This is a genomic window from Demequina sp. NBRC 110054 (assembly GCF_002090115.1).
Lineage (GTDB): Bacteria > Actinomycetota > Actinomycetes > Actinomycetales > Demequinaceae > Demequina.
This window is the reverse complement of the sequence record NZ_BBRK01000004.1, coordinates 867391-886705: the sequence shown is the minus strand read 5'-3', so window position 1 is coordinate 886705 and position 19315 is coordinate 867391. Positions and strand designations below refer to the sequence as shown.

The 19315-nt window shown below is 70.0% G+C and carries 19 protein-coding genes; 17 read left to right on the top strand and 2 right to left on the bottom strand.

Annotation, left to right across the window (positions count from 1 at the left end):
• Positions 1–13 precede the first annotated feature (13 nt).
• Complete coding sequence (locus B7K23_RS04060; RefSeq protein WP_084125111.1) at positions 14–811, bottom strand: flagellin; 798 nt, start codon at positions 809–811, stop codon at positions 14–16.
• Positions 812–961: 150 nt separating this feature from the next.
• Entirely contained in the window at positions 962–1810 is an 849-nt protein-coding gene (locus B7K23_RS04055; RefSeq protein ID WP_084125110.1) for a sigma-70 family RNA polymerase sigma factor, read from the bottom strand.
• 470 nt (positions 1811–2280) lie between these two features.
• Between B7K23_RS04055 and B7K23_RS04050 the strand changes: the two genes are divergently transcribed.
• The 17 genes from B7K23_RS04050 to B7K23_RS03975 all read left to right on the top strand — a co-directional run bounded on the left by B7K23_RS04050 (position 2281) and on the right by B7K23_RS03975 (position 19309).
• Positions 2281–2763: a flagellar protein FlgN gene (locus tag B7K23_RS04050; RefSeq protein ID WP_084125109.1), complete on the top strand. Its 483-nt coding sequence runs from the start codon at positions 2281–2283 to the stop codon at positions 2761–2763.
• 1 nt (position 2764) lies between these two features.
• Complete coding sequence (gene flgK / locus B7K23_RS04045) at positions 2765–4201, top strand: flagellar hook-associated protein FlgK (protein WP_084125108.1); 1437 nt, start codon at positions 2765–2767, stop codon at positions 4199–4201.
• Positions 4202–4204: 3 nt separating this feature from the next.
• On the top strand, positions 4205–5098 hold the full coding sequence (flgL, locus tag B7K23_RS04040; protein WP_084125107.1) for a flagellar hook-associated protein FlgL: 894 nt from the start codon (positions 4205–4207) through the stop codon (positions 5096–5098).
• Positions 5095–5526 (top strand): flagellar assembly protein FliW, encoded by a 432-nt coding sequence (gene fliW / locus B7K23_RS04035; protein ID WP_084125106.1) that lies wholly within the window; start codon positions 5095–5097, stop codon positions 5524–5526. The genes flgL and fliW overlap by 4 nt, the downstream gene beginning before the upstream one ends.
• Positions 5527–5641: 115 nt before the next feature.
• The gene (locus tag B7K23_RS04030; protein WP_084125105.1) at positions 5642–6349 is read left to right on the top strand and encodes a DUF3662 and FHA domain-containing protein; all 708 of its coding nucleotides are present in this window, start codon (positions 5642–5644) and stop codon (positions 6347–6349) included.
• A gap of 4 nt (positions 6350–6353) precedes the next feature.
• Complete coding sequence (locus B7K23_RS04025) at positions 6354–6875, top strand: FHA domain-containing protein (RefSeq protein ID WP_084125104.1); 522 nt, start codon at positions 6354–6356, stop codon at positions 6873–6875.
• Between the two features lie 3 nt (positions 6876–6878).
• Positions 6879–8084 carry a PP2C family serine/threonine-protein phosphatase gene (locus B7K23_RS04020; protein ID WP_084125103.1) on the top strand — a complete coding sequence of 402 codons (1206 nt, stop codon included), beginning with the start codon at positions 6879–6881 and terminating at the stop codon, positions 8082–8084.
• The gene (locus tag B7K23_RS04015) at positions 8084–9490 is read left to right on the top strand and encodes an FtsW/RodA/SpoVE family cell cycle protein (protein ID WP_084125102.1); all 1407 of its coding nucleotides are present in this window, start codon (positions 8084–8086) and stop codon (positions 9488–9490) included. Before B7K23_RS04020 ends, B7K23_RS04015 begins: the two co-directional genes overlap by 1 nt.
• Positions 9487–10941 carry a penicillin-binding protein 2 gene (locus B7K23_RS04010; RefSeq protein ID WP_084125101.1) on the top strand — a complete coding sequence of 485 codons (1455 nt, stop codon included), beginning with the start codon at positions 9487–9489 and terminating at the stop codon, positions 10939–10941. The genes B7K23_RS04015 and B7K23_RS04010 overlap by 4 nt, the downstream gene beginning before the upstream one ends.
• Positions 10941–11885 carry a serine/threonine-protein kinase gene (locus tag B7K23_RS04005; protein ID WP_084125100.1) on the top strand — a complete coding sequence of 315 codons (945 nt, stop codon included), beginning with the start codon at positions 10941–10943 and terminating at the stop codon, positions 11883–11885. The genes B7K23_RS04010 and B7K23_RS04005 overlap by 1 nt, the downstream gene beginning before the upstream one ends.
• Positions 11886–11950: 65 nt before the next feature.
• Positions 11951–14017, top strand: a complete 2067-nt coding sequence (gene pknB, locus B7K23_RS04000) for a Stk1 family PASTA domain-containing Ser/Thr kinase (RefSeq protein ID WP_084125099.1) — start codon at positions 11951–11953, stop codon at positions 14015–14017.
• A 71-nt stretch (positions 14018–14088) separates the two neighbouring features.
• A complete protein-coding gene (locus tag B7K23_RS15920) occupies positions 14089–15171 on the top strand; it encodes a polyprenyl synthetase family protein (protein ID WP_084125098.1) in 1083 nt (360 codons plus the stop codon).
• Positions 15168–16076 (top strand): squalene/phytoene synthase family protein, encoded by a 909-nt coding sequence (locus tag B7K23_RS15915; RefSeq protein WP_234996415.1) that lies wholly within the window; start codon positions 15168–15170, stop codon positions 16074–16076. Before B7K23_RS15920 ends, B7K23_RS15915 begins: the two co-directional genes overlap by 4 nt.
• Positions 16073–17719, top strand: a complete 1647-nt coding sequence (crtI, locus tag B7K23_RS15910) for a phytoene desaturase family protein (RefSeq protein ID WP_234996414.1) — start codon at positions 16073–16075, stop codon at positions 17717–17719. The genes B7K23_RS15915 and crtI overlap by 4 nt, the downstream gene beginning before the upstream one ends.
• On the top strand, positions 17719–18036 hold the full coding sequence (locus B7K23_RS03985) for a lycopene cyclase domain-containing protein (RefSeq protein ID WP_084125096.1): 318 nt from the start codon (positions 17719–17721) through the stop codon (positions 18034–18036). Before crtI ends, B7K23_RS03985 begins: the two co-directional genes overlap by 1 nt.
• Positions 18033–18434 (top strand): lycopene cyclase domain-containing protein, encoded by a 402-nt coding sequence (locus B7K23_RS03980; RefSeq protein WP_084125095.1) that lies wholly within the window; start codon positions 18033–18035, stop codon positions 18432–18434. The genes B7K23_RS03985 and B7K23_RS03980 overlap by 4 nt, the downstream gene beginning before the upstream one ends.
• Complete coding sequence (locus tag B7K23_RS03975) at positions 18431–19309, top strand: prenyltransferase (protein WP_307175259.1); 879 nt, start codon at positions 18431–18433, stop codon at positions 19307–19309. The genes B7K23_RS03980 and B7K23_RS03975 overlap by 4 nt, the downstream gene beginning before the upstream one ends.
• The last annotated feature ends 6 nt before the right edge of the window (positions 19310–19315 follow it).

The window sequence follows — 19315 nt, the reverse complement described above, 5'->3', positions numbered from 1 at the left end:
CGACCTTCCTGGATTACTGCAGGAGCGAGAGGACGCCCTGCGGGATGGACTTCGCCTGGGCGAGCATCGCGGTACCGGCCTGCGAGAGGATCTGCGCCGACGTGAAGTCGACCATCTCCGCCGCCATGTCGGTGTCGCGGATGCGGCTCTCGGAGGCGGTCAGGTTCTCGACCGTCACGTTGAGGTTGGCGATGGTGTGCTCGAAGCGGTTCTGGACCGCACCGAGCTCGGAACGCTGGGCGGAGACCTCGGTGATCGCGGCCTGCAGGGTGTCCGAGTCGGTGATGTCGATCGCGGCCATCGCGGTGCCGGCGGTGAAGTCGGCGAGCGCGGTGGCGGAGATGTCGATCGTGTCGGAGCTGGCGTAGCCGGTCTGGAAGGTCAGCGCGCTGCCACCGAACAGGTCCACGCCGTTGAACGTGGTGTTGGTGCCGATGCGGCCGATCTCGGTCTCGAGCGCGTCGAACTCGGCCTGCAGGGCAGCCTGCGAGTCGGCGTTCTGGGTGCCGTTGTTGTACTGCACCGCGAGGTCGTTCATGCGCTGGAGCATGTCGGTGACCTCGGTCAGCGCGCCTTCAGCGGTCTGTGCGACCGAGATACCGTCCTGGGCGTTGCGGACGGCGACCGTGAGGCCACCGATCTGCGAGCGCAGGCCCTCCGAGATGGAGAGGCCGGCCGCGTCATCGGCGGCGCGGTTGATGCGGTAGCCCGACGACAGCTTCTCGAGCGAGCTGTTCAGGTCGTTCTGGGTGCTGGACAGGTTGCGGTACGCGTTGAGTGCCGCGATGTTGTTGTTGACGGTGAGAGCCATGATGATTTCCTCCGTGAATGTCGGCTCGGACGTGATCCCATCCGTGGGTTCACGTTTTCCCTATCGGGTGAAGCCGGGGCTTGTTGAGTTGTTTTCTTCACCCGATTCGGGTTTCTTGCCGGGCCCGCTCTCGCGGGGCCGGAAGTCTGGTCACGACGCGGCGCGGATCCCGGTCGTCGCGTCGAGCGAGGGCGCGACCGCTGCCGCACCGCGCGTCTCCGAGGCTCGCGCGGCGATCGCCGCGTAGTAGGCCTTGCGTCGGCGCTCGGCGACGCCCTCGGTGGGGTCGACGACGGGGGCCTCGTCCTGCTCGAGGTTGGCGTTCAGCCCGTCCTTGAGGAGTGCGAGCGCCTCGGTGCGGAGCTGGCTGATGCGGGAGCGCGTGACGCCCATCTCCTCCGCGAGCTCGAGCACGGGGCGGTCGTGGAAGAACAACTGCTCGACGACGTAGCGGAGCTTGTCGGGGAGGCAGGAGATGCCCGCGTGCAGGTACTGCACGCGCTCGGCGCCGACGATCGCGTCCAGCGGTCCGGTGCCCTGCTCGACGACCATGTCGGCGACGGCGCCGTCGAAGGCGTCCGACGAGAGCACACGGGTCTCGCCGTCGACGCGCGCGGCGTCGACCTCATCGACCGAGACGCCGAGCGCCTGGGCGATCTCGACGCGGGTCGGCGTGCGGCCGAGCTGAGCCGAGAGCTTCTCGGATGCCTCGGCGGTCTCGCGGGCCCGGCGGCGGGCGCCGCGGGAGACCCAGTCCATCGAGCGCAGCTCGTCGACCAGCGCGCCGCGGATGCGGAGCGAGGCGTAGCGAGCGAAGGGGACACCCTTGGACTCATCGAAGGAACGCGCGGCACGGACCAGCGCGAGGGCTCCGGCCGACATGAGGTCGGCGCGGGCGACGTGGGACGGGACCCGGGCGAGGACCTCGTTGACGTTGTAGCCGATCAGCGCGAGGTGCTCCTCAACCAGGGCATTGGAGGTGCGGTGCTGCGTGTTCATGGCCGGAATATTGACACCCGGGGAACCCACGTCAATATGAAGACGGTCACACTCGGGAGTGAGAACGGACATTCGCGGACACCGGGGGGTTCGGCCGATGTCCGTTTCGCCGGAAGTCGGCTGTGGCGGATGCCATACGGCACACGGGGATGTCCGTTTCTGAGCGACGCGCCGAGATTCTCAGAAATTGCTGTGTGAGGGTCATCACATGCCGCCTACCAGGGGCGAGAGAGGCCCGTTTTTCGTGTGGCCCACGTCACTCCGGTGCTGATCTGCCCCCTCGCGACGACGCCGGATCGCCTCCTTCGCCGCCGGAGCCTCTCCCCGTGCCCATACTGGGACGAAGACCTTGACAGTTCTGGTCAACTCCGCGAGGTTGCGGTCGATAGATACTCCAGAAGGGCCCACCGGCCCGTGACGATGTGCCGACCGCGTCCCGACCCCAGGGCTGATGGTCAGTAAGGAGCCTCATGTCCCTCGACGAGCTGTCCACGATCCTGTGGCGCGAGCGTGAGCTGCTCGAGACCCTGCTCTACCGCCTGGAGACCGAGGAGCTGATCCTCGCCAACGGCCGCGCCCGCTGGGTCGGCCGCTCGTCTCGCGAGGTGGAGGCGGTGCTCGATCAGATCCGCACCACCGACCTCGGCCGAGCCGTGGAGTCGGACGACGCCGCCCGCGAGGTGGGAGTCCCGGAGGGTTCGAGCCTTCTCGAGCTTGCCAACGCCGCACCGGCCCCGTGGGACGAGATGCTGCGCGCGCATCACACCGCGCTCGCTGACATCACCTCGCAGATCTCGACGCTGAGCAAGCTCAACAGGGATCTGCTGGCCTCGTCGATCCAGGCCACCCAGGAGGCTCTCCTGGGGATCAAGGACTCGATGAACACGTATACCTCTCAGGGCAGCCGGAGCAAGGGCACCGACGCCGCCTACCTTCTCGACGAGGCGCTCTGATATGAGCAGCACGTTCTCCGGACTGTCGACCGCGTACTCGTCGCTCGTCGCTCAGCGTCAGGCGCTCGAGGTCGCGGGCCAGAACATCGCCAACGCGAACACCGAGGGGTACACGCGTCAGCGCGTGAGCATGTCGGCCGTGTCGTCGAACACGGTCACCTCGCTGTGGTCCAGCTCGACGGCCACCTCGGGCAACGGTGTCACCGTGGCCAGCCTCGAGCGGCTCAGCGACCAGTTTCTCGACTCCCGGCTCCGCACCCAGACCGCGTCCGCCGCCCAGGCCGAGGCGACGGCCTCCACCCTCGAGAGCCTCGAGAGCGTCGTCGCCGACCTCACCGACGACACCGGGATCACCACGGCGCTGTCCGACTTCTGGAACGCGTGGCAGGACGTCGCCAACGCGCCCGACTCCGACTCCGCGAGGACCGTGCTGCTCGGCACCGCCGAGACGCTCACGATCCAGATGGCCGACGCCTACAACTCCTTCGAGTCGCTCTGGGACGAGGGACGCACGTCGGTGGACGCCTATGTCACCGAGGTCAACACGACCGCCGCGACGATCGCCGACCTCAACGAGCAGATCCGCGGCATCACGACCTCGGGCGGATCCGCGAACGAGCTCATCGACCAGCGGGACCTGCTCATCACCCAGCTGTCCGAGCTCACCGGCGCGACCGCGGTCCTGCAGGACGACGGCACGGCGAACGTGTTCCTCGACGGCAACATGCTCGTGCAGGGCAACTCGGCCACAGAAATCGTGGCGACCGGCTCATACGGGATGGCGGCCGCGCTGGCTGAGCCCGTGAGCGCCGACGCCGTGAGCCTGCAGTGGGCCAACGGCAACTCGCTCACTCTCGACGGCGGCACCCTCGCCGGAGTCGTCGCAAGCCTCCAGCCCACGTCCGAGGGTGGCTCGATCTCCGCCGCGGTCGACGCGATCAACGACCTTGCCACCCGGGTGGCGGACCAGGTCAACGCGATCCACGCGGCCGGCTACGCGATCGACGGCACGACGACGGGGAACGACTTCTTCGCCATCGCGGCGGGCACGCCGGCCGCGCTCGGCATCTCCGTCGCGATCTCGGACACGGACCTGATCGCTGCCGGCGACGGCGCGAACGGCGAGTACGACGGCTCGATCGCCGATGCGATCTCGCAGCTGAGCACCGCCGAGGACGGCCCGGACTCGACCTGGCAGACCTACATCGTGGACCTGGGCGTCGCCACCGCGTCAGCGCGCACCCGCGCCGACTCCGCCGAGGCGACCCGCGCGACCGCCGAGTCGCAGCAGCTCGCCAACGCGAGCGTCGACATCGACGAGGAGGTCACGAACATGGTCGCCTACCAGCGGGCGTACGAGGCCGCCTCTCGCGTCATGACGGCGATGGACGAGATGCTCGACACCCTCATCAACAGCACCGGACTCGTGGGGAGATAAGCCATGATCAATCGAGTCACGCAGCAGACCGTCCAGCGCTCCACGCTGGCGAACGTGCAGCTGAACCTGAGCAAGATGTCCGACCTCCAGGCTCAGATGTCCTCAGGCAAGACCATGACGAGGGCGTCCGACGATCCCACCTCGGCTGGCCGTCTCCTCAGCCTCAAGTCGCAGCAGGCCGCCGCCAACCAGGCGCTCCGCAACGCGCAGGACGGCGAGTCGTGGCTCGCGCAGATCGACTCGACGCTGCAGGAGTCGGTTGACGCGCTGCAGCGTGCTCGCGACCTCACCGTGCAGGGAGCCTCGAGCGCCACCCTGAACACGACCTCGCGCGAGGCGCTCGCCACCGAGCTCGAAGGCCTTCGCGACACGCTCCTCGATCTCGCGAACACGACGATCAACGGCCGTTCGATCTTCGCGGGCACGTCCTCTGCCGACGTGGCGTTCGAGGACTCCACCGGCGCCTACGCGTGGAACGGCGTGGCCGGCGCTGAGGTGACGCGGCGGATCGGCGAGAACGCCACCGTTCAGGTCGATGCCGAGGGCGCATCCGCTTACGGCAACGGAGCGACCTCCGTCTTCCAGCTTCTCGACGACATCGCCGCGGACCTGCGGAGCGGAGTCGAGGTGACGACGCGCCTCGATGAGATCGACGACGCGATGAACAACATGCTGACCACGCTGTCCGACGTCGGAATCCGCTACAAGCAGGTGACCGATGCCCAGTCCTCGCTCGAGCTCACGATCCAGAACCTCGGCTCAAGCGTCTCCGACATCGAGGACATCGACCTCGCGGAGGCGGTCCTCGAGCTCTCCATGCAGGAGGTCGCCTACGAGGGCGCGCTCGGCGCGGCCGCGAAGGTCCTCCAACCGACCCTGATGGACTACCTCCGATGACAACGATCGATATCGCCCTCGACTCCGAGCGCGCGTCCATGCGGCAGCTGCCCGACGTGCTCACCTTCATCGAGTCACCGCCCGGGATGGCACCGCTCACGACGTTCCGGCTCGCCGCGATCGACGAGTTCGGCTACCTCTTCACCCTCCGCAGCGCTCAGGCCGACGGGGTCCGCCTCTTCGCGGTCTCACCGAGCGTCTACTTCCCCGCGTACGGCCCGGCCGTGTCGCGCGAGGTGCGCGACGCGCTCGGCATGGCCGACGAGGTCGACCCCACGCTCCTCGCGATCGTGAACCCCGGCGAGGACCGGGCGACCACGGTCAACCTGCTCGCACCGATCGTCGTCGACCCGACGACGGGCAACGCGGCGCAGGTCGTGCTCGACGGCCACGAGTGGCCGCTGCGCGCGCCGCTCGTCGCTGCCTGAGCGCAGCCCGAGCCGTCTGAAGTGGGGTCGGTGACCCCCGCATCGTCCCGTCCCGCCTGACATCCCCTGGGGAAGGGTCGCTCATCGGCGCCGTACCTCACGTTACGATTCACGCATGGGTGTGCTGGATCGCTTCGAGAAGGGCGTGGAGAACGTGATGCAGAACGCGTTCGCGAAGACGTTCCGTTCGGGCATCAAGCCGGTGGAGCTCGCCGCCGCGCTCAAGCGCGAGTGCGACAACCGGGCCGCGGCAGTCGACCGCGGTCGCACCGTCGCGCCCAACGAGTACGTGCTCACGCTGAGCCCAGCCGACCACGAGACCGTGGTGAGCTGGGGGGACGAGGCGCTCGCCCACGAGCTCGAGGAGGCCGTCCAGCAGCACGCCGCGCGCCAGGCCTACAGCCTCGTCGGGAGCGTCACGGTGTCCTTCACCGAGGACGAGTCGCTCGCGACGGGCCGCTACGCGGTCAGCTCGCGCACGACGCGCGGCCCCGTCGCGCCGGCCACGACCCGCAACCCCCAGTCGCGCTATCCGCTCCTCGACGTCGACGGTCAGCGGTACTACCTCACGGGCGCCTCGACCGTGCTGGGACGCGGCAGCGAGGCCGACATCGTCATCGACGACACAGGCGTCAGCCGGACGCATGTGCGGCTCGAGGTGACCGAGCACGGCACGATCCTCACCGACCTGGGCTCGACGAACGGTACGTTCGTCGAGGATCAGCGGGTCAAGGAGGCGACGCTGCTCGACGGCAACGTCGTCACGATCGGGCGGACGACGATCATGTACTGGGACGCGGTCCCGGCGGACGAGGACCTCTGATTCGATGAGCCAGCTGTCGATCACCCTGCTCCGCCTGGGCTTCCTGCTCCTGCTGTGGTCGCTCGTGCTGACCGCGATCGCGGTGCTCCGCTCGGACCTGTACGGCACCAGGGTGGTGACTCGCGGCCGAGGCCGGACCGCCAAGCCGCGCGAGGACGCGCGCGCCCAGAAGAGCGCCGCCCCCTCGCGCGCGGGCACGGGCGTGCGCACCGGCGCGGTGTCCACGAAGGAGCGCACCGCGGCGCTGCTCGCGGTGACCGCGGGACCGCTCAAGGGCGCGACCGTCCCCCTCGGCTCCGCGCCGATCCTCGTGGGACGCGCGGCGATGTGCACCCTCGTGATCGAGGACGACTACTGCTCCTCGCGGCACTGCCGCATCTTCCCCGAGGACGGCATCTGGAAGGTCGAGGACCTCGGCTCGACGAACGGCACGTTCCTCGGCAACCAGCGCGTGGACGATCCCGTCCCGTTCCGACCTGGCGACGTCATCCGGATCGGCGCGACCACCCTCGAGCTCAGGAGCTGAGGCGTGTACATCGCCTTCAACTTCGCCGCGCGCTCCGACGTGGGCCTCGTGCGCGCCAACAACCAGGACTCCGCGTACGCGGGGCCCCAGCTGCTCGTCGTCGCGGACGGCATGGGCGGCGCCGCCGGCGGCGACATCGCCTCGTCGATCGCGGTCGGCAGACTCGCCGCCCTGGACGGAGAGGCGCACGGCCCGGACGAGGCGCTCGAGGAGCTCAAGAACTCGATCGCCGACGCGCACGCGGAGATCGTCGCGCGTGCGGACAACGATCCCGAGCTGTCCGGCCTGGGCACCACCGTCACCGCGCTGCTGCGCGCGGGCGCGACGCTCCACATGGCCCACATCGGCGACTCGCGCGCCTACCTCCTGCGCGACGGCTCGCTCGATCAGGTGACCACCGACCACTCGTTCGTCCAGCACCTCGTGGACACCGGCAGGCTCAGCGCCGCCGAGGCGGAGCACCACCCCAAGCGCTCGATGCTGCTGAGGGTGCTGGGCGACATCGACGCCGACGTCCCGGTCGACATCTCGGTGCGCGAGACCCGACCAGGCGACCGCTGGATGCTGTGCTCGGACGGGCTCTCGGGCGTCGTGAGCCGCGCGACGCTCGAGGAGACGCTCGCGGAGATCGAGGATCCGGGCGACTGCGCCGACGCGCTCGTCGGCCTTGCCCTCGCCGCGGGCGCCCCCGACAACGTCACGTGCATCGTCGCCGACGTCGTCGACATCGACTCCCTCCCGCGCGGGCAGGGACCGTCGACCCAGTCCCAGATCGTCGGATCCGCTGCGCGCGACCGCCACAAGCCGTCGAGCGGCGGCACGGGCGCCGCGGCCAAGGCGGCCCGGCTCTCGCCCGTCGAGCCGCAGGACGACGACGATGAGCCCTCACGCTGGTCCGAGCGCTGGAACCTGTGGAAGGCGTGGCTCCTGCCGCTCATCACCCTCGCGGTCGTCGCGGGCGGCGCGTACGCCGGCTACGTGTGGACGCAGCAGCAGTACTACGTCGGAGAGTCCGATGGCTACGTCGCGATCTATCAGGGCATCCCCGAGGACCTTCCGCTCGTCAGCCTCCACACGCTCGTCGAGACCACCGACATCTCCCTCGATGACTTGGCCCAGTACCAGCGGGAGCGCATCGAGGGAGCGATCCGCAGGCAGAGCCTGTCGGATGCACAGGCTGTCGTGACGGCGCTGGAGTCGACCAGCTGATGGCGACCGTCTCCGAGCTGAGAGTCCATCGCGGGAGGCGCTCCGAGGGGTGGCTCCTGCTGCTGTCCTGGGCCCTCGCCGTGCTCGCGCGGGGACTCGTCGACTACCACGCGGACTTCCTCGAGCTCGACGAGCTCGCCTGGTACGCGGCCGGATTCGCGGGCGCGCTGGCGCTGCTGCACATCGTGCTGCGGATCTTCGCCCCGCACTCGGACCAGGTGGTCGTGCCGGTCGTCACCGGCCTCATCGGGGTCTCGCTCGCCGAGATCCGGCGCATCGACTTCGCGTACGCGGCCCGGGGACGGGAGACCGACTTCGGCCAGACCCAGATCGGCTGGGCGCTGCTCGGGGCGCTCGCCTTCATCGTCGTCCTCATCGTCATCCGCGACCATCGCGTGCTGCGCCGCTTCACGTACACCGCGGGAATCCTCGGCATCATCCTGTACCTCCTGCCCGCGGTGCCGGGCCTCGGCAAGGAGATCAACGGAGCCAAGATCTGGATCGGCGTCGCAGGCCACTCGCTGCAGCCGGGAGAGTTCGCGAAGATCCTCCTCGTCATCTTCTTCGCCGGCTACCTCCAGACCAACCGCGACGCGCTCGCCCTCGCGGGCCCCAAGTTCCTCGGGATGCGGCTGCCGCGGGTGCGCGACATGGGGCCGCTCGCCATCATGTTCGCCGCGGCCCTGCTCATCATGATCAACCAGCGCGACCTCGGCGCCGCGCTGCTGTTCTTCGGCATCTTCATCGGGATGGTCTACATCGCGACCGAGCGGATCAGCTGGGTCGTCATCGGCGTCGCGCTGTTCATCGTCGGGGCCGTCGCAGCCGGCGTCCTGTTCAGCCACGTCGGCGCGCGCTACGACGCGTGGCTCCACGCGCTCGACGCCGAGGTCTACTCCTCGGGCCGCTCCGAGCAGCTCGTCCGCGGGCTCTTCGGAATGGCCTCCGGCGGCCTGTTCGGCACGGGGCTCGGAAACGGCCGCCCCGACCTCGTGCCCTACGCCGAGTCGGACTTCATCATCGCGTCGCTCGGCGAGGAGCTCGGACTCACCGGTCTCATGGCGATCCTCACGCTGTACGTGATCCTCGTGCAGCGCGCGATGCGCACCGCGATCGGCGTCCGCGACGGCTTCGGGAAGCTGCTGTCCGCGGGACTCGGCTTCGCGATCACCCTCCAGGTCTTCATCATCGTCGGCGGCGTCACGCGCCTCATCCCGCTCACGGGTCTCACCACGCCGTTCCTCGCGTACGGCGGCTCGTCGATGCTCGCGAACTGGATCGTCGTCGCCCTCATCCTGCGCATCTCCGATCAGGCGCGGCAGCCTGCCGCGAGCGCCACCCCGAAGGTCGACGAGAGCGCCCCGCGTCGTCCTCGGCCTGACCTCGAGGAGGCGCCGCACCAGTGAACGACCCGATCCGGCGCCTCTCCGTCGTCGCCCTCATCCTCTTCATGGCGCTCATGGGCACCGCCACCTGGATCCAGGTGCTGAACGCGGGCAGCCTCAACGACGACCCGCGCAACGTGCGCACGCTCTACCGGGAGTACGGCACGTACCGCGGCCCGATCGTCGTCGATGGCGAGTCCGTCGCGTCCTCGAAGGAGGTCGACGACTCGTACGGCTTCCAGCGCACGTACTCACTCGGCCCCGTGTATGCGCCGATCACCGGCTTCTACTCGATCGTCTATGGCAGGACCGGGCTCGAGCAGTCCGAGAACACCCTGCTCAACGGCACCTCCGACGCGCTGTTCTGGTCCAGGCTCGGCGACCTGTTCGCGGGCGAGGAGCAGCAGGGAGCGTCGGTCGAGACGACGATCGACGCCGACCTCCAGCAGGCCGCCTACGACGCCCTGGGAGACCACGCGGGGGCAGTCGTCGCGCTCGATCCCAGCACCGGCGCCATCAAGGCGATGGTCTCCACGCCGTCGTACGACCCGAACCTGCTCGCCTCGCACTCGACGAGCGAGGTCAACGAGGCGTATGCGGAGCTCGTAGGCGACGAGGATCAGCCGATGCTGAACCGGGCGATCGCGCAGACCTACCCGCCCGGCTCGGTGTTCAAGCTCGTGGTGGCCGCCGCCGCGCTCGAGGACGGCTACGACGAGGACAGCCTCATCGAGGCTCCGAAGGTCCTCGAGCTTCCGCAGACGTCGGCGACGCTGAGCAACTACGGCGGCTCGTCATGCGACACGGATGCCGATGGCAACACGACGCTCTCCGACGCCCTCAGGGTGTCGTGCAACACGGCCTTCGCGAACCTGGGCATGGACCTCGGGTGGGACGCGATCGAGGACATGGCGATCGACCTGGGCTTCGAGCAGTCGATCGACGTGCCGCTCACCACCGCGTCGTCCCAGCTCCCCGACGACCCGAACGAGCCGCAGACCGCGCAGAGCTCGATCGGCCAGTTCGACGTCCGCTCCACGCCGATCCAGATGGCGATGGTCGCGGCCGCGATCGCGAACGACGGCGAGCTCATGACCCCCTACCTCGTCGACTCGGTGCGCTCGAACTCGCTCCAGGTCATCGACACGACCGAGCAGTCGGTGTTCTCGACGCCGTTCAGCTCGGACACCGCCTCCGCGCTCACCGACATGATGATCTCGGTCGTCGAGGACGGCTCGGGACGCAGCGCCCAGATCTCCGGAGTCGAGATCGCGGGCAAGACCGGCACGGCCGAGACGGGCACCGACGACCCGCCCTACACGTGGTTCGTCGCCTTCGCGCCCGCCGACGATCCCGAGATCGCGATCGCGGTGCTCGTCGAGGACGGCGGGGTCGGCGCGACCGGCGGCTCGGTCGCGGCACCGATCGGCAAGCAGGTGCTCCAGGCCGCGCTGAGCGGAGGCGACGACTGATGCACATCGGCGCCGGCACGACTCTCGGAGGGCGGTACGTCCTCGAGTCACTGATCGCGGTCGGCGGCATGGGCGAGGTGTGGCGCGCGTCGGACATCGATCTCAGCCGCAAGGTCGCGGTGAAGACGCTCAAGGAGGCCTCTGCCGCGAACGAGACGTTCCTGAGGCGCTTCGCCAACGAGGCGCGCAACGCCGCGGGCGTCCAGCACCCCAACATCGCACAGGTGCTCGACTACGGAGACCAGCAGGGCACCGCTTACCTCGTGATGGAGCTCGTCGAGGGCGAGCCGATGTCGACCATCCTCGAGCGCGAGCGCACGATCCCCGAGGCCCGGCTCGTCCGACTGATGGTCGCGGCGTGCCGCGGGCTGCAGGCCGCGCACGGCGAGGGGATCATGCATCGCGACATCAAGCCAGGCAACCTCCTGGTCTTCGGCGACGACGAGCTGAAGATCACCGACTTCGGGGTCTCGCGCAGCCAGGACCAGACGACGCTCACCGCCACGGGCATGGTGATGGGCACGGCCCAGTACCTCGCGCCCGAGCTCGCACTCGGCAAGCCGGCGACCCCGGCATCGGACGTGTACTCGCTCGGCATCATCATGTTCGAGTCCGTGGTCGGCAAGCGCCCCTTCACCGCCGCCAACGCGGTCGACATCGCCGTCGCGCAGGTCAACGACAAGGTGCCGCCGCTGCCGGACACCGTCTCGCCCGACCTCGCGGCGCTCACCTACAAGGTGCTCGAGAAGAACCCGCGCCGCCGTCCGCGCGACGGCGCGGAGCTCGAGGCGCTGCTCGAGGGCCTCGTCCTGACCGAGACGGAGCACGCTCCGATGGCCGACACCCAGACCCGCGAGACGGCGGAGGCGAGGCGCCGACTGCCGCCCTCGATCACCCCGAAGGCCCATCGACCTCGGCCGGATATGGCGGGTCCGCAGGCATGACAGGCGAAGGATGCCACAATAGGCGGCGACGTGCGCGTGCGCAGAGCAATGCATAAGGACGAGTAATGAACGACGAAGCGAAGATCCTGGGTGGCCGATACGAGGTCGGCGACCTCATCGGCCGAGGCGGGATGGCCGAGGTGCACATCGGCTACGACACCCGCCTGGGACGCACTGTCGCGATCAAGATCCTGCGCGCCGACCTCGCGCGCGATCCCGCGTTCCAGACGCGCTTCCGTCGCGAGGCGCAGTCCGCCGCGGGCCTCAACCACCCGTCGATCGTCGCCGTGTACGACACGGGCGAGGACCACATCCAGAGCGAGACCGGTCAGCCGCAGGCGGTCCCCTACATCGTGATGGAGTACGTCGAGGGACACACCGTCCGCGACATCCTCCAGGGCGACGTCGCCGCGCCGATCGACGAGGCCGTCGAGATCACGTCCGGCGTGCTCACCGCGCTCGACTACGCGCACCATGCGGGCCTCGTCCATCGCGACATCAAGCCCGCGAACGTCATGCTCACGCCCACGGGCGCGGTCAAGGTCATGGACTTCGGCATCGCCCGCGCGCTCGCCGACGCGGGCCAGACGATGACGCAGACGTCGGCGGTCGTCGGCACCGCGCAGTACCTGTCCCCCGAGCAGGCGCGCGGCGAGAACGTGGACGCTCGCTCCGACCTGTACTCGGCCGGCTGCCTGCTGTTCGAGCTGCTCACCGGCCGCCCGCCCTTCGTCGGCGACTCGCCCGTGTCGGTCGCCTACCAGCATGTGCGCGAGGAGGCTCCGCGCCCGTCGCAGTTCGCCTCCGACGTCCCGCAGACGCTCGACCAGGTGGTCGCCCGCGCGCTCGCCAAGAACCGCGACGAGCGCTACTCGTCGGCGCAGGAGTTCCTCGCCGACCTCCGCGCCGTGATGGGCGGCGGAGCCGTCTCCCCGTCGACCGGCGCCGTCGCCATCGGCTCGGCGGCGCTGGGCGCCGGCGCCGCGGGCGTGGCCGCCGCGGCGATGTCGGGCGACGAGACCGAGGCCCTGGCTCCTACCGCGGACGGCACCCAGGTGATGCCTTCGTCGTCCTGGGACCAGTCGGGCGTGATGCCCGCCCCCGTGCCTCCCACCGGCGAGGTCGCCGTGCAGGACGAGGAGGAGCTCGTCGTCGACGAGGACGAGCGCAGGCGCAAGATCATCCTGTGGTCGTCTCTCGGCGGAGCGGCGCTCATCGCGCTCCTGCTCATCATCTTCCTGCTCACGCGCGGCGGCGAGGCTGAGGCGGATATCGTTGTGCCCGACCTGGTCGGCGTCCCCGTCGCGGAGGCGCAGGCGCAGCTCGACGAGCTCCTGCTCGAGAACACGGTGGTCGAGGAGGCGAGCTCGGACGTCGAGGCCGGCAACGTCATCTCCACGGACCCCGAGGAGGGCGAGAAGCTCTTCGAGGGAGACACCGTGGAGCTCACCGTCAGCTCGGGTCCCGGCGAGGCCGTCGTCCCCGACGTCCGAGGCCTGACCGAGGAGGAGGCGATCGCCGAGCTCGAAGACGCGGGCCTCGAGCTCGGCTCGATCGACGACACCGAGCACGACAAGGATCTGGTCGAGGGTCAGGTGGCGCGCACAGAGCCCGTCGCGGACACCGAGGTCGAGGCCGGCACCGAGGTCGACCTCTTCATCGCCGACGGTCGCATCGAGCTTCCCGACCTCACCGGCGACACCGAGGAGGCCGCACGCCAGAACATCTCCGCGCTCGGCCTGAGCGTCGTCGTCACCGAGGTCGAGACCGAGGACGAGGACGCGGGCACCGTGCTCTCGCAGGATCCGACGCCGGGGCTCGTCTCGGTGGGCTCGGAGGTGACCATCGAGGTCGCCGTCGAGCCGTCCACTCGCGAGGTGCCGAACGTCGCCGGCCAGTCGCAGGTGCAGGCGACGAGCACCCTCCAGAACGCGGGCTTCGACGTGTCGGTCACCGAGGAGTACTCCGACTCCGTCGCGTCGGGCAGCGTGATCTCGCAGAACCCGTCGGGGGGCACGCAGGTCGCCCCTGGCACGACGGTGGTGCTCACCATCTCGCTGGGCGCCGAGCCCGATCCGGACCCGACGACCACGGCGCCGGATCCCGCGGTGACCGCGACGGCGGGCCCTTGACGGCCCCATGACTCATCGACGCGGGCCTCGGCGGGAATTCTCCGCCGGGGACCGCTGTCTATAGTGACGTGATGGAGAGAGTGCTCACCGTGGACACGTTGCATGAAGTAGTGCGCTCACGCCTGGAAGCGGTGCGCGAGTCGCTCGGCACGCATGTCTCCGCGGAGGCGGAGAGGCTGCCCATGGCGGGCGCCGACTACGCCGAGCTGTGGCATGTGCTCGGCGAGCAGTTCCACGGCGGCAAGAGCCTCCGTCCGTCCCTGACGATCGCCGCGTACGCGGGCCTCGGGGGAGACGAGCCCGACGCCGTGGTGCCGGTCGCGGCGGCGATGGAGATGCTCCACACCGCGATGCTCGTCCACGACGACATCCTCGATCACGACGAGGTCCGGCGCGGGCGCCCGAACGTCGCTGGATCGCGACGCGCGGCCCTCGCCTCCTCCGCGCTGTCCCCCGCGCAGGTCGACAACCACGTCCTGTCCGCCGCGCTGCTCGGCGGCGACCTGGCCATCGCCTCGTCCTACGACCTCATCTCCACGGCCCCCCTGCCGGCCCATCACCGGCTCGCGTGCCTCGACCTGCTCACGCGCGCCATCAGGACCACGATCGCCGGCGAGCTCCTCGACTCGTATGGTGACCTCACCGAGCCGGCCGACGCCGACGCGCTCGTGGTGGCGGAGCTCAAGACCGCGACCTACACGTTCGTCGTCCCGCTGCTCGCGGGAGCGCAGCTCGCGGGTGCCGATCCCACCATGATCGGCCACCTCGAGCGGATCGGCACCGCGCTCGGCGTCTCGTTCCAGCTCGTGGACGACGACCTCGGCGTGTTCGGGGATCCGGAAGTCACCGGCAAGTCCAACCTGTCCGACCTGCGCTCGGGCAAGCGCACCGAGCTGATGCGGCTCGCGTTCCACCGCGCCACGGAGGAGCAGCGCGAGGAGCTGCGCGCCGCGCTCGGGCGCGACGACCTGTGCGAGGAGGATGCGGCGCGCGTGCGCGAGATCCTCGTCGACTCGGGCGCGCGCGGCCAAGCGCTCGGCATCGCTCGCAGGCAGGCGCGGCTCGCGCGCCGCCTTGCCTTCGAGCGCATCCCGGCGCCGCTGTCGGGCTACCTGCTCGAGCTCATCGACATGCTCGAGGATCGCGTGTCGTGAACGACGCCGACGCGGGCCGTCAGACCCACGTGCCCGACACCGACCTGGAGCTGTACGACCGCACCGCGCACGACGCCGCCGCGCAGGTGATCGCGCGCTACTCGACGAGCTTCGGGCTCGGCACGCGTCTGCTTCCGCGAGCCATGCGGCGCCACATCGAGAATGTCTACGCGATGGTGCGCGTCGCCGACGAGATCGTCGACACCTACCGCGGACCCGACGCCCGCGAGCTCCTGGACTCGTTCGAGCGCGAGGTCGACGACGCCATCGCGCGCGGCTTCTCGACGAACCTCGTCGCGCACGCCTTCGGGCTGACCGCGGCGGCCGTCGGCATCGGCCGCGAGCAGACCGCGCCGTTCTTCGCGTCGATGCGGATGGACCTCGACCAGACCGTTCACACGCCGGAGACCTTCGCGACGTACGTGTACGGCTCGGCCGAGGTGGTCGGCGAGATGTGCCTCGCGGTCTTCCTCAACACGGAGGGCGGGCCGCGGCCACTGCCGGAGGAGTCGGCCGCGGGCGCGCGTCGGCTGGGCGCCGCGTATCAGAAGGTCAACTTCCTCCGGGACCTCGGGGCCGACGAGGACGCGCTCGGTCGCACGTACTTCCCCGGCATCTCGGCCGCGACCCTCGACGACGAGGCCCTGGCCGCGCTCGTCGCCGACTGCCGCGAGGACGTGGCCGCCGCCGAGCGGTGCCTGCCGGCCCTGCCGCGGCGCGCCCGCATCGCGGTCGCGACCACGATCGACATCTACGTCTCGCTGCTGGACCGCATCGCCGCGACGCCCGCGGACCAGCTCACCGTCAGGCGCGTGCGCGTCCCCGACAGCACCAAGCTGGCGCTCGCCCTCCGCAACACCGTGAGCCGCGGGCGGCCCACGCCCCAGGAGAGGAGCGCGCTGTGAGCACGACGCACGAGGGCCCCAGGGTCGTCGTCATCGGCGGAGGGATCGGGGGGATCGCCACGGCGGGTCTGCTCGCGCGCGGCGGCGCGCGCGTGACCCTCGTCGAGCGTCACGACCAGCTCGGCGGCCGGGCGGGCCGCCTCCAGAAGCATGGCTTCACGTGGGACACGGGGCCCTCCTGGTACCTCATGCCCGAGGCGTTCGAGCAGTTCTTCGCGCTCATGGGCAGACGGGTCGAGGACGAGCTCGAGCTCGTGGACCTCGATCCCCGCTACCGCGTCTACTTCGAGGGCGAGGACTCCCAGGGTCCGGCCGAGCGACTCGACGTGGAGGCGGACGCGGACGCCAACTACGCCCGCTTCGACGCGCTGAGCGCCGGCGACGGGCAGGCGATGCGGCAGTACGCGAGCGAGTCGTACGACCTGTACCGGCTCGCGCTCGACCGCTTCCTCTACACGACCTACGAGAATCCCCTCAAGGTCGTGTCCACCGAGGTGCTGCGCCGGCTGCCGTCGCTCGCGGGCCTGCTGTCGCGGCCGCTCGGCGCGCGCATCGACCGGCGCGTGCGTGACGAGAGGCTGAGGAAGATCCTCGGCTTCCACGCGGTGTTCCTCGGCTCGGCGCCGTCGCGCGCGCCTTCGCTCTACTCGCTCATGAGCCACCTGGACCTCACCGACGGCGTCCGCTACCCGCGTGGCGGCCTGTACGAGGTGATCGAGTCCCTCGCGAGGATCGCCCGCGAGGAGGGTGCGGTGCTGCGCACCGGATGCGACGTCGCGCGCATCGAGGTCGGGGACGACGGTCTCGCGACGGGAGTGGTGCTGGCCGACGGCGAGCGGCTCCCCGCGGACGTCGTGGTCTCGGGCGCCGACATGCATCACACGGAGACGGAGCTGCTCGAGCCGGCGCACCAGTGGCAGGACGAGCCGCGCTGGGAGAAGCGGTCTCCCGGGATCAGCTCGCTGCTCGTGTTCGCGGGCGTCAAGGGTGACCTCCCCGAGCTCGCGCACCACTCGCTGTTCTTCACACGCGACTGGGATGCGAACTTCGCGCAGATCGTCGGGGACGGCGAGCTGTCGGCACCGGTGCCCGGCTCGCTCTACGTCTCCCGCGTGACCGCGACGAACCCGTCAGCGGCGCCCGCCGGCTACGAGAACCTCTTCATGCTGGTCCCCTTCCCCGCCGACCCCGAGCTGGGCGCGGACGAGGCCTCACGCGACGACCTCGACGCTCTCGCGTGGCGCTACCTGGACCAGGTCGCCGCGTGGGCGGGAGTGCCCGACCTGCGCGAGCGCACCACGATCCACGCGATCACCACCCCCGCCGACTTCGCCACGGAGCTGTCCGCCTGGAGGGGCTCCGCGCTCGGCCTCGAGCACACGCTCGCCCAGTCCGCGATCTTCCGGCCCGGCAACGCGAGCCCCAAGGTGCGCAACCTGCTCTACGCGGGATCGTCCACCGTGCCCGGGATCGGCATGCCGATCTGCCTGATCTCCGCCGAGCTCGTCGCCAAGCGACTGCTCGGCGACACCTCCGCCGCACCCTCTGCCACTCCGATCGCGTCCGGCTTCCTCGCCTCGTCCCGCCGCAGCGATGTGCTCGGCGAGCTCGCCCGCGGCTCGCGAAGGCCCGGTGGCGCCTGATGGGACTCGTCTACCTCGGGGCCCTGCTCGTGAGCCTCGTCGGCCTCGCCGCGCTCGACCGCCGGCTCGGCCTCGCGCTGTTCGTGCAGCCGGTGCGCACCGTGCTCACCCTCGCCATCGCCGTGGCGTTCTTCCTGTTCTGGGACGTCCTCGGGGTCGAGCGTGGGATCTTCTTCGTCGGCGACGGCCCGTACCAGTCCGGCATCCTGCTCGCGCCGGAGATCCCGATCGAGGAGGTCTTCTTCCTCACGCTGCTCACGTATCAGACGCTGCTCCTGTGGCTGTGGTTCTCGCGTCGTCAGGCGGCGCGGTCATGACGAACTACGTGACGATGATGGGCCTCCTGCTCGTGGTCGCGCTGATCCCCGCGATCGCGCTGCTGCGCAGGTCGCCCAAGCTCCCGCTCGTGTGGACCGGCCTCGTGCTCCTCGCGCTCACCGCGATCTTCGACAACCTCATCGTCGGGGCCGGGATCGTCGGCTACGACGACGAGCTGATCCTCGGGATCCGCGTCCCCATCGCCCCGATCGAGGACTTCGGCTACGCGATCGCCGCCGTCCTGCTGGTCCCCGCGCTGTGGCGGTGGAACTGGCGGCTCGCGCCGCGCGAGGCGACCACCGCATCGTCCGGGTCCTCCACGGCGACGTCCTCCACGGCGCCGACTTCCCCTGCCAGGGACGATGCTCCCTCCACCCCGAGCGAGGACGTCGAGTGATCGCGCGCATCGTCCGGGCCTCAAGGCCCGTCTCCTGGATCAACACGGCCTTCCCTTTCGCGGCCGGCTACCTGCTCGCCGCGCGCGAGATCGACGCGGTGCTCATCGTCGGGACGCTGTTCTTCCTCATCCCGTACAACCTGCTGATGTACGGGGTGAACGACGTCTTCGACTACGAGTCCGACCTCGCGAACCCCCGCAAGGGCGGGATCGAGGGCGACGTCATCCGCGATCGCGACGAGGCGCGCCGCGTCCATCGCGCGATCCTGTGGGCCTCGGCGATCACCGTGGTGCCGCTTGCGATCTGGCTGCTCGCGCAGGGCTCGGCCGCCGCCGGGACGATGCTGGTGGTCGTCCTCTTCGCGGTGGTCGCCTACTCGGCGCCCGGACTGCGCTTCAAGGAGCGGTCGTTCCTCGACTCGTTCACCTCCGCGGTGCACTTCGCGGGCCCACTCATGTACGCCCTGGTGCTGGCGGGGATCACGCTCACCGACAGGGCGGTGTGGCCGATCTGGGTCGCCTTCCTCGCGTGGGGCATGGCGAGCCACGCGTTCGGCGCCGTCCAGGACGTGAAGGCCGACCGCGAGGGCGGCATCGGCTCGATCGCGACCGTGCTCGGGGCCCGCGCGACCGTGGTGGTCTCGATGGCGCTGTACCTGCTCTCGAGCGCGCTGCTGCTGCTCGAGCCGTGGCCCGGGACGCTCGCTGCGGTGCTGCCGCTTCCCTACGTCGCCTCGGTCGCGCGCTTCCTGAGGGTCACGGACCAGACGTGCGAGGACGCCAACCGGGGGTGGCGCACGTTCCTGTGGCTGAACCAGCCGGTCGGCTTCCTCGTGACGATGCTCGTGATCGCGGTGTGGAAGGGCTGGCTCTAGCCCTTC

What these genes read in the sequence shown, in the direction of transcription:
- B7K23_RS04050 (WP_084125109.1), top strand. Translation starts at nt 2,281, where the DNA reads ATGTCCCTCGACGAGCTGTCCACGATCCTGTGGCGCGAGCGTGAGCTG.
- B7K23_RS03980 (WP_084125095.1), top strand. Translation starts at nt 18,033, where the DNA reads ATGACGAACTACGTGACGATGATGGGCCTCCTGCTCGTGGTCGCGCTG.
- B7K23_RS04055 (WP_084125110.1), bottom strand. Translation starts at nt 1,810, where the DNA reads ATGAACACGCAGCACCGCACCTCCAATGCCCTGGTTGAGGAGCACCTC.
- B7K23_RS03985 (WP_084125096.1), top strand. Translation starts at nt 17,719, where the DNA reads ATGGGACTCGTCTACCTCGGGGCCCTGCTCGTGAGCCTCGTCGGCCTC.
- flgK (WP_084125108.1), top strand. Translation starts at nt 2,765, where the DNA reads ATGAGCAGCACGTTCTCCGGACTGTCGACCGCGTACTCGTCGCTCGTC.
- pknB (WP_084125099.1), top strand. Translation starts at nt 11,951, where the DNA reads ATGAACGACGAAGCGAAGATCCTGGGTGGCCGATACGAGGTCGGCGAC.
- B7K23_RS04030 (WP_084125105.1), top strand. Translation starts at nt 5,642, where the DNA reads ATGGGTGTGCTGGATCGCTTCGAGAAGGGCGTGGAGAACGTGATGCAG.
- B7K23_RS04015 (WP_084125102.1), top strand. Translation starts at nt 8,084, where the DNA reads ATGGCGACCGTCTCCGAGCTGAGAGTCCATCGCGGGAGGCGCTCCGAG.
- fliW (WP_084125106.1), top strand. Translation starts at nt 5,095, where the DNA reads ATGACAACGATCGATATCGCCCTCGACTCCGAGCGCGCGTCCATGCGG.
- B7K23_RS04025 (WP_084125104.1), top strand. Translation starts at nt 6,354, where the DNA reads ATGAGCCAGCTGTCGATCACCCTGCTCCGCCTGGGCTTCCTGCTCCTG.
- B7K23_RS15920 (WP_084125098.1), top strand. Translation starts at nt 14,089, where the DNA reads ATGGAGAGAGTGCTCACCGTGGACACGTTGCATGAAGTAGTGCGCTCA.
- B7K23_RS04005 (WP_084125100.1), top strand. Translation starts at nt 10,941, where the DNA reads ATGCACATCGGCGCCGGCACGACTCTCGGAGGGCGGTACGTCCTCGAG.
- flgL (WP_084125107.1), top strand. Translation starts at nt 4,205, where the DNA reads ATGATCAATCGAGTCACGCAGCAGACCGTCCAGCGCTCCACGCTGGCG.
- B7K23_RS04060 (WP_084125111.1), bottom strand. Translation starts at nt 811, where the DNA reads ATGGCTCTCACCGTCAACAACAACATCGCGGCACTCAACGCGTACCGC.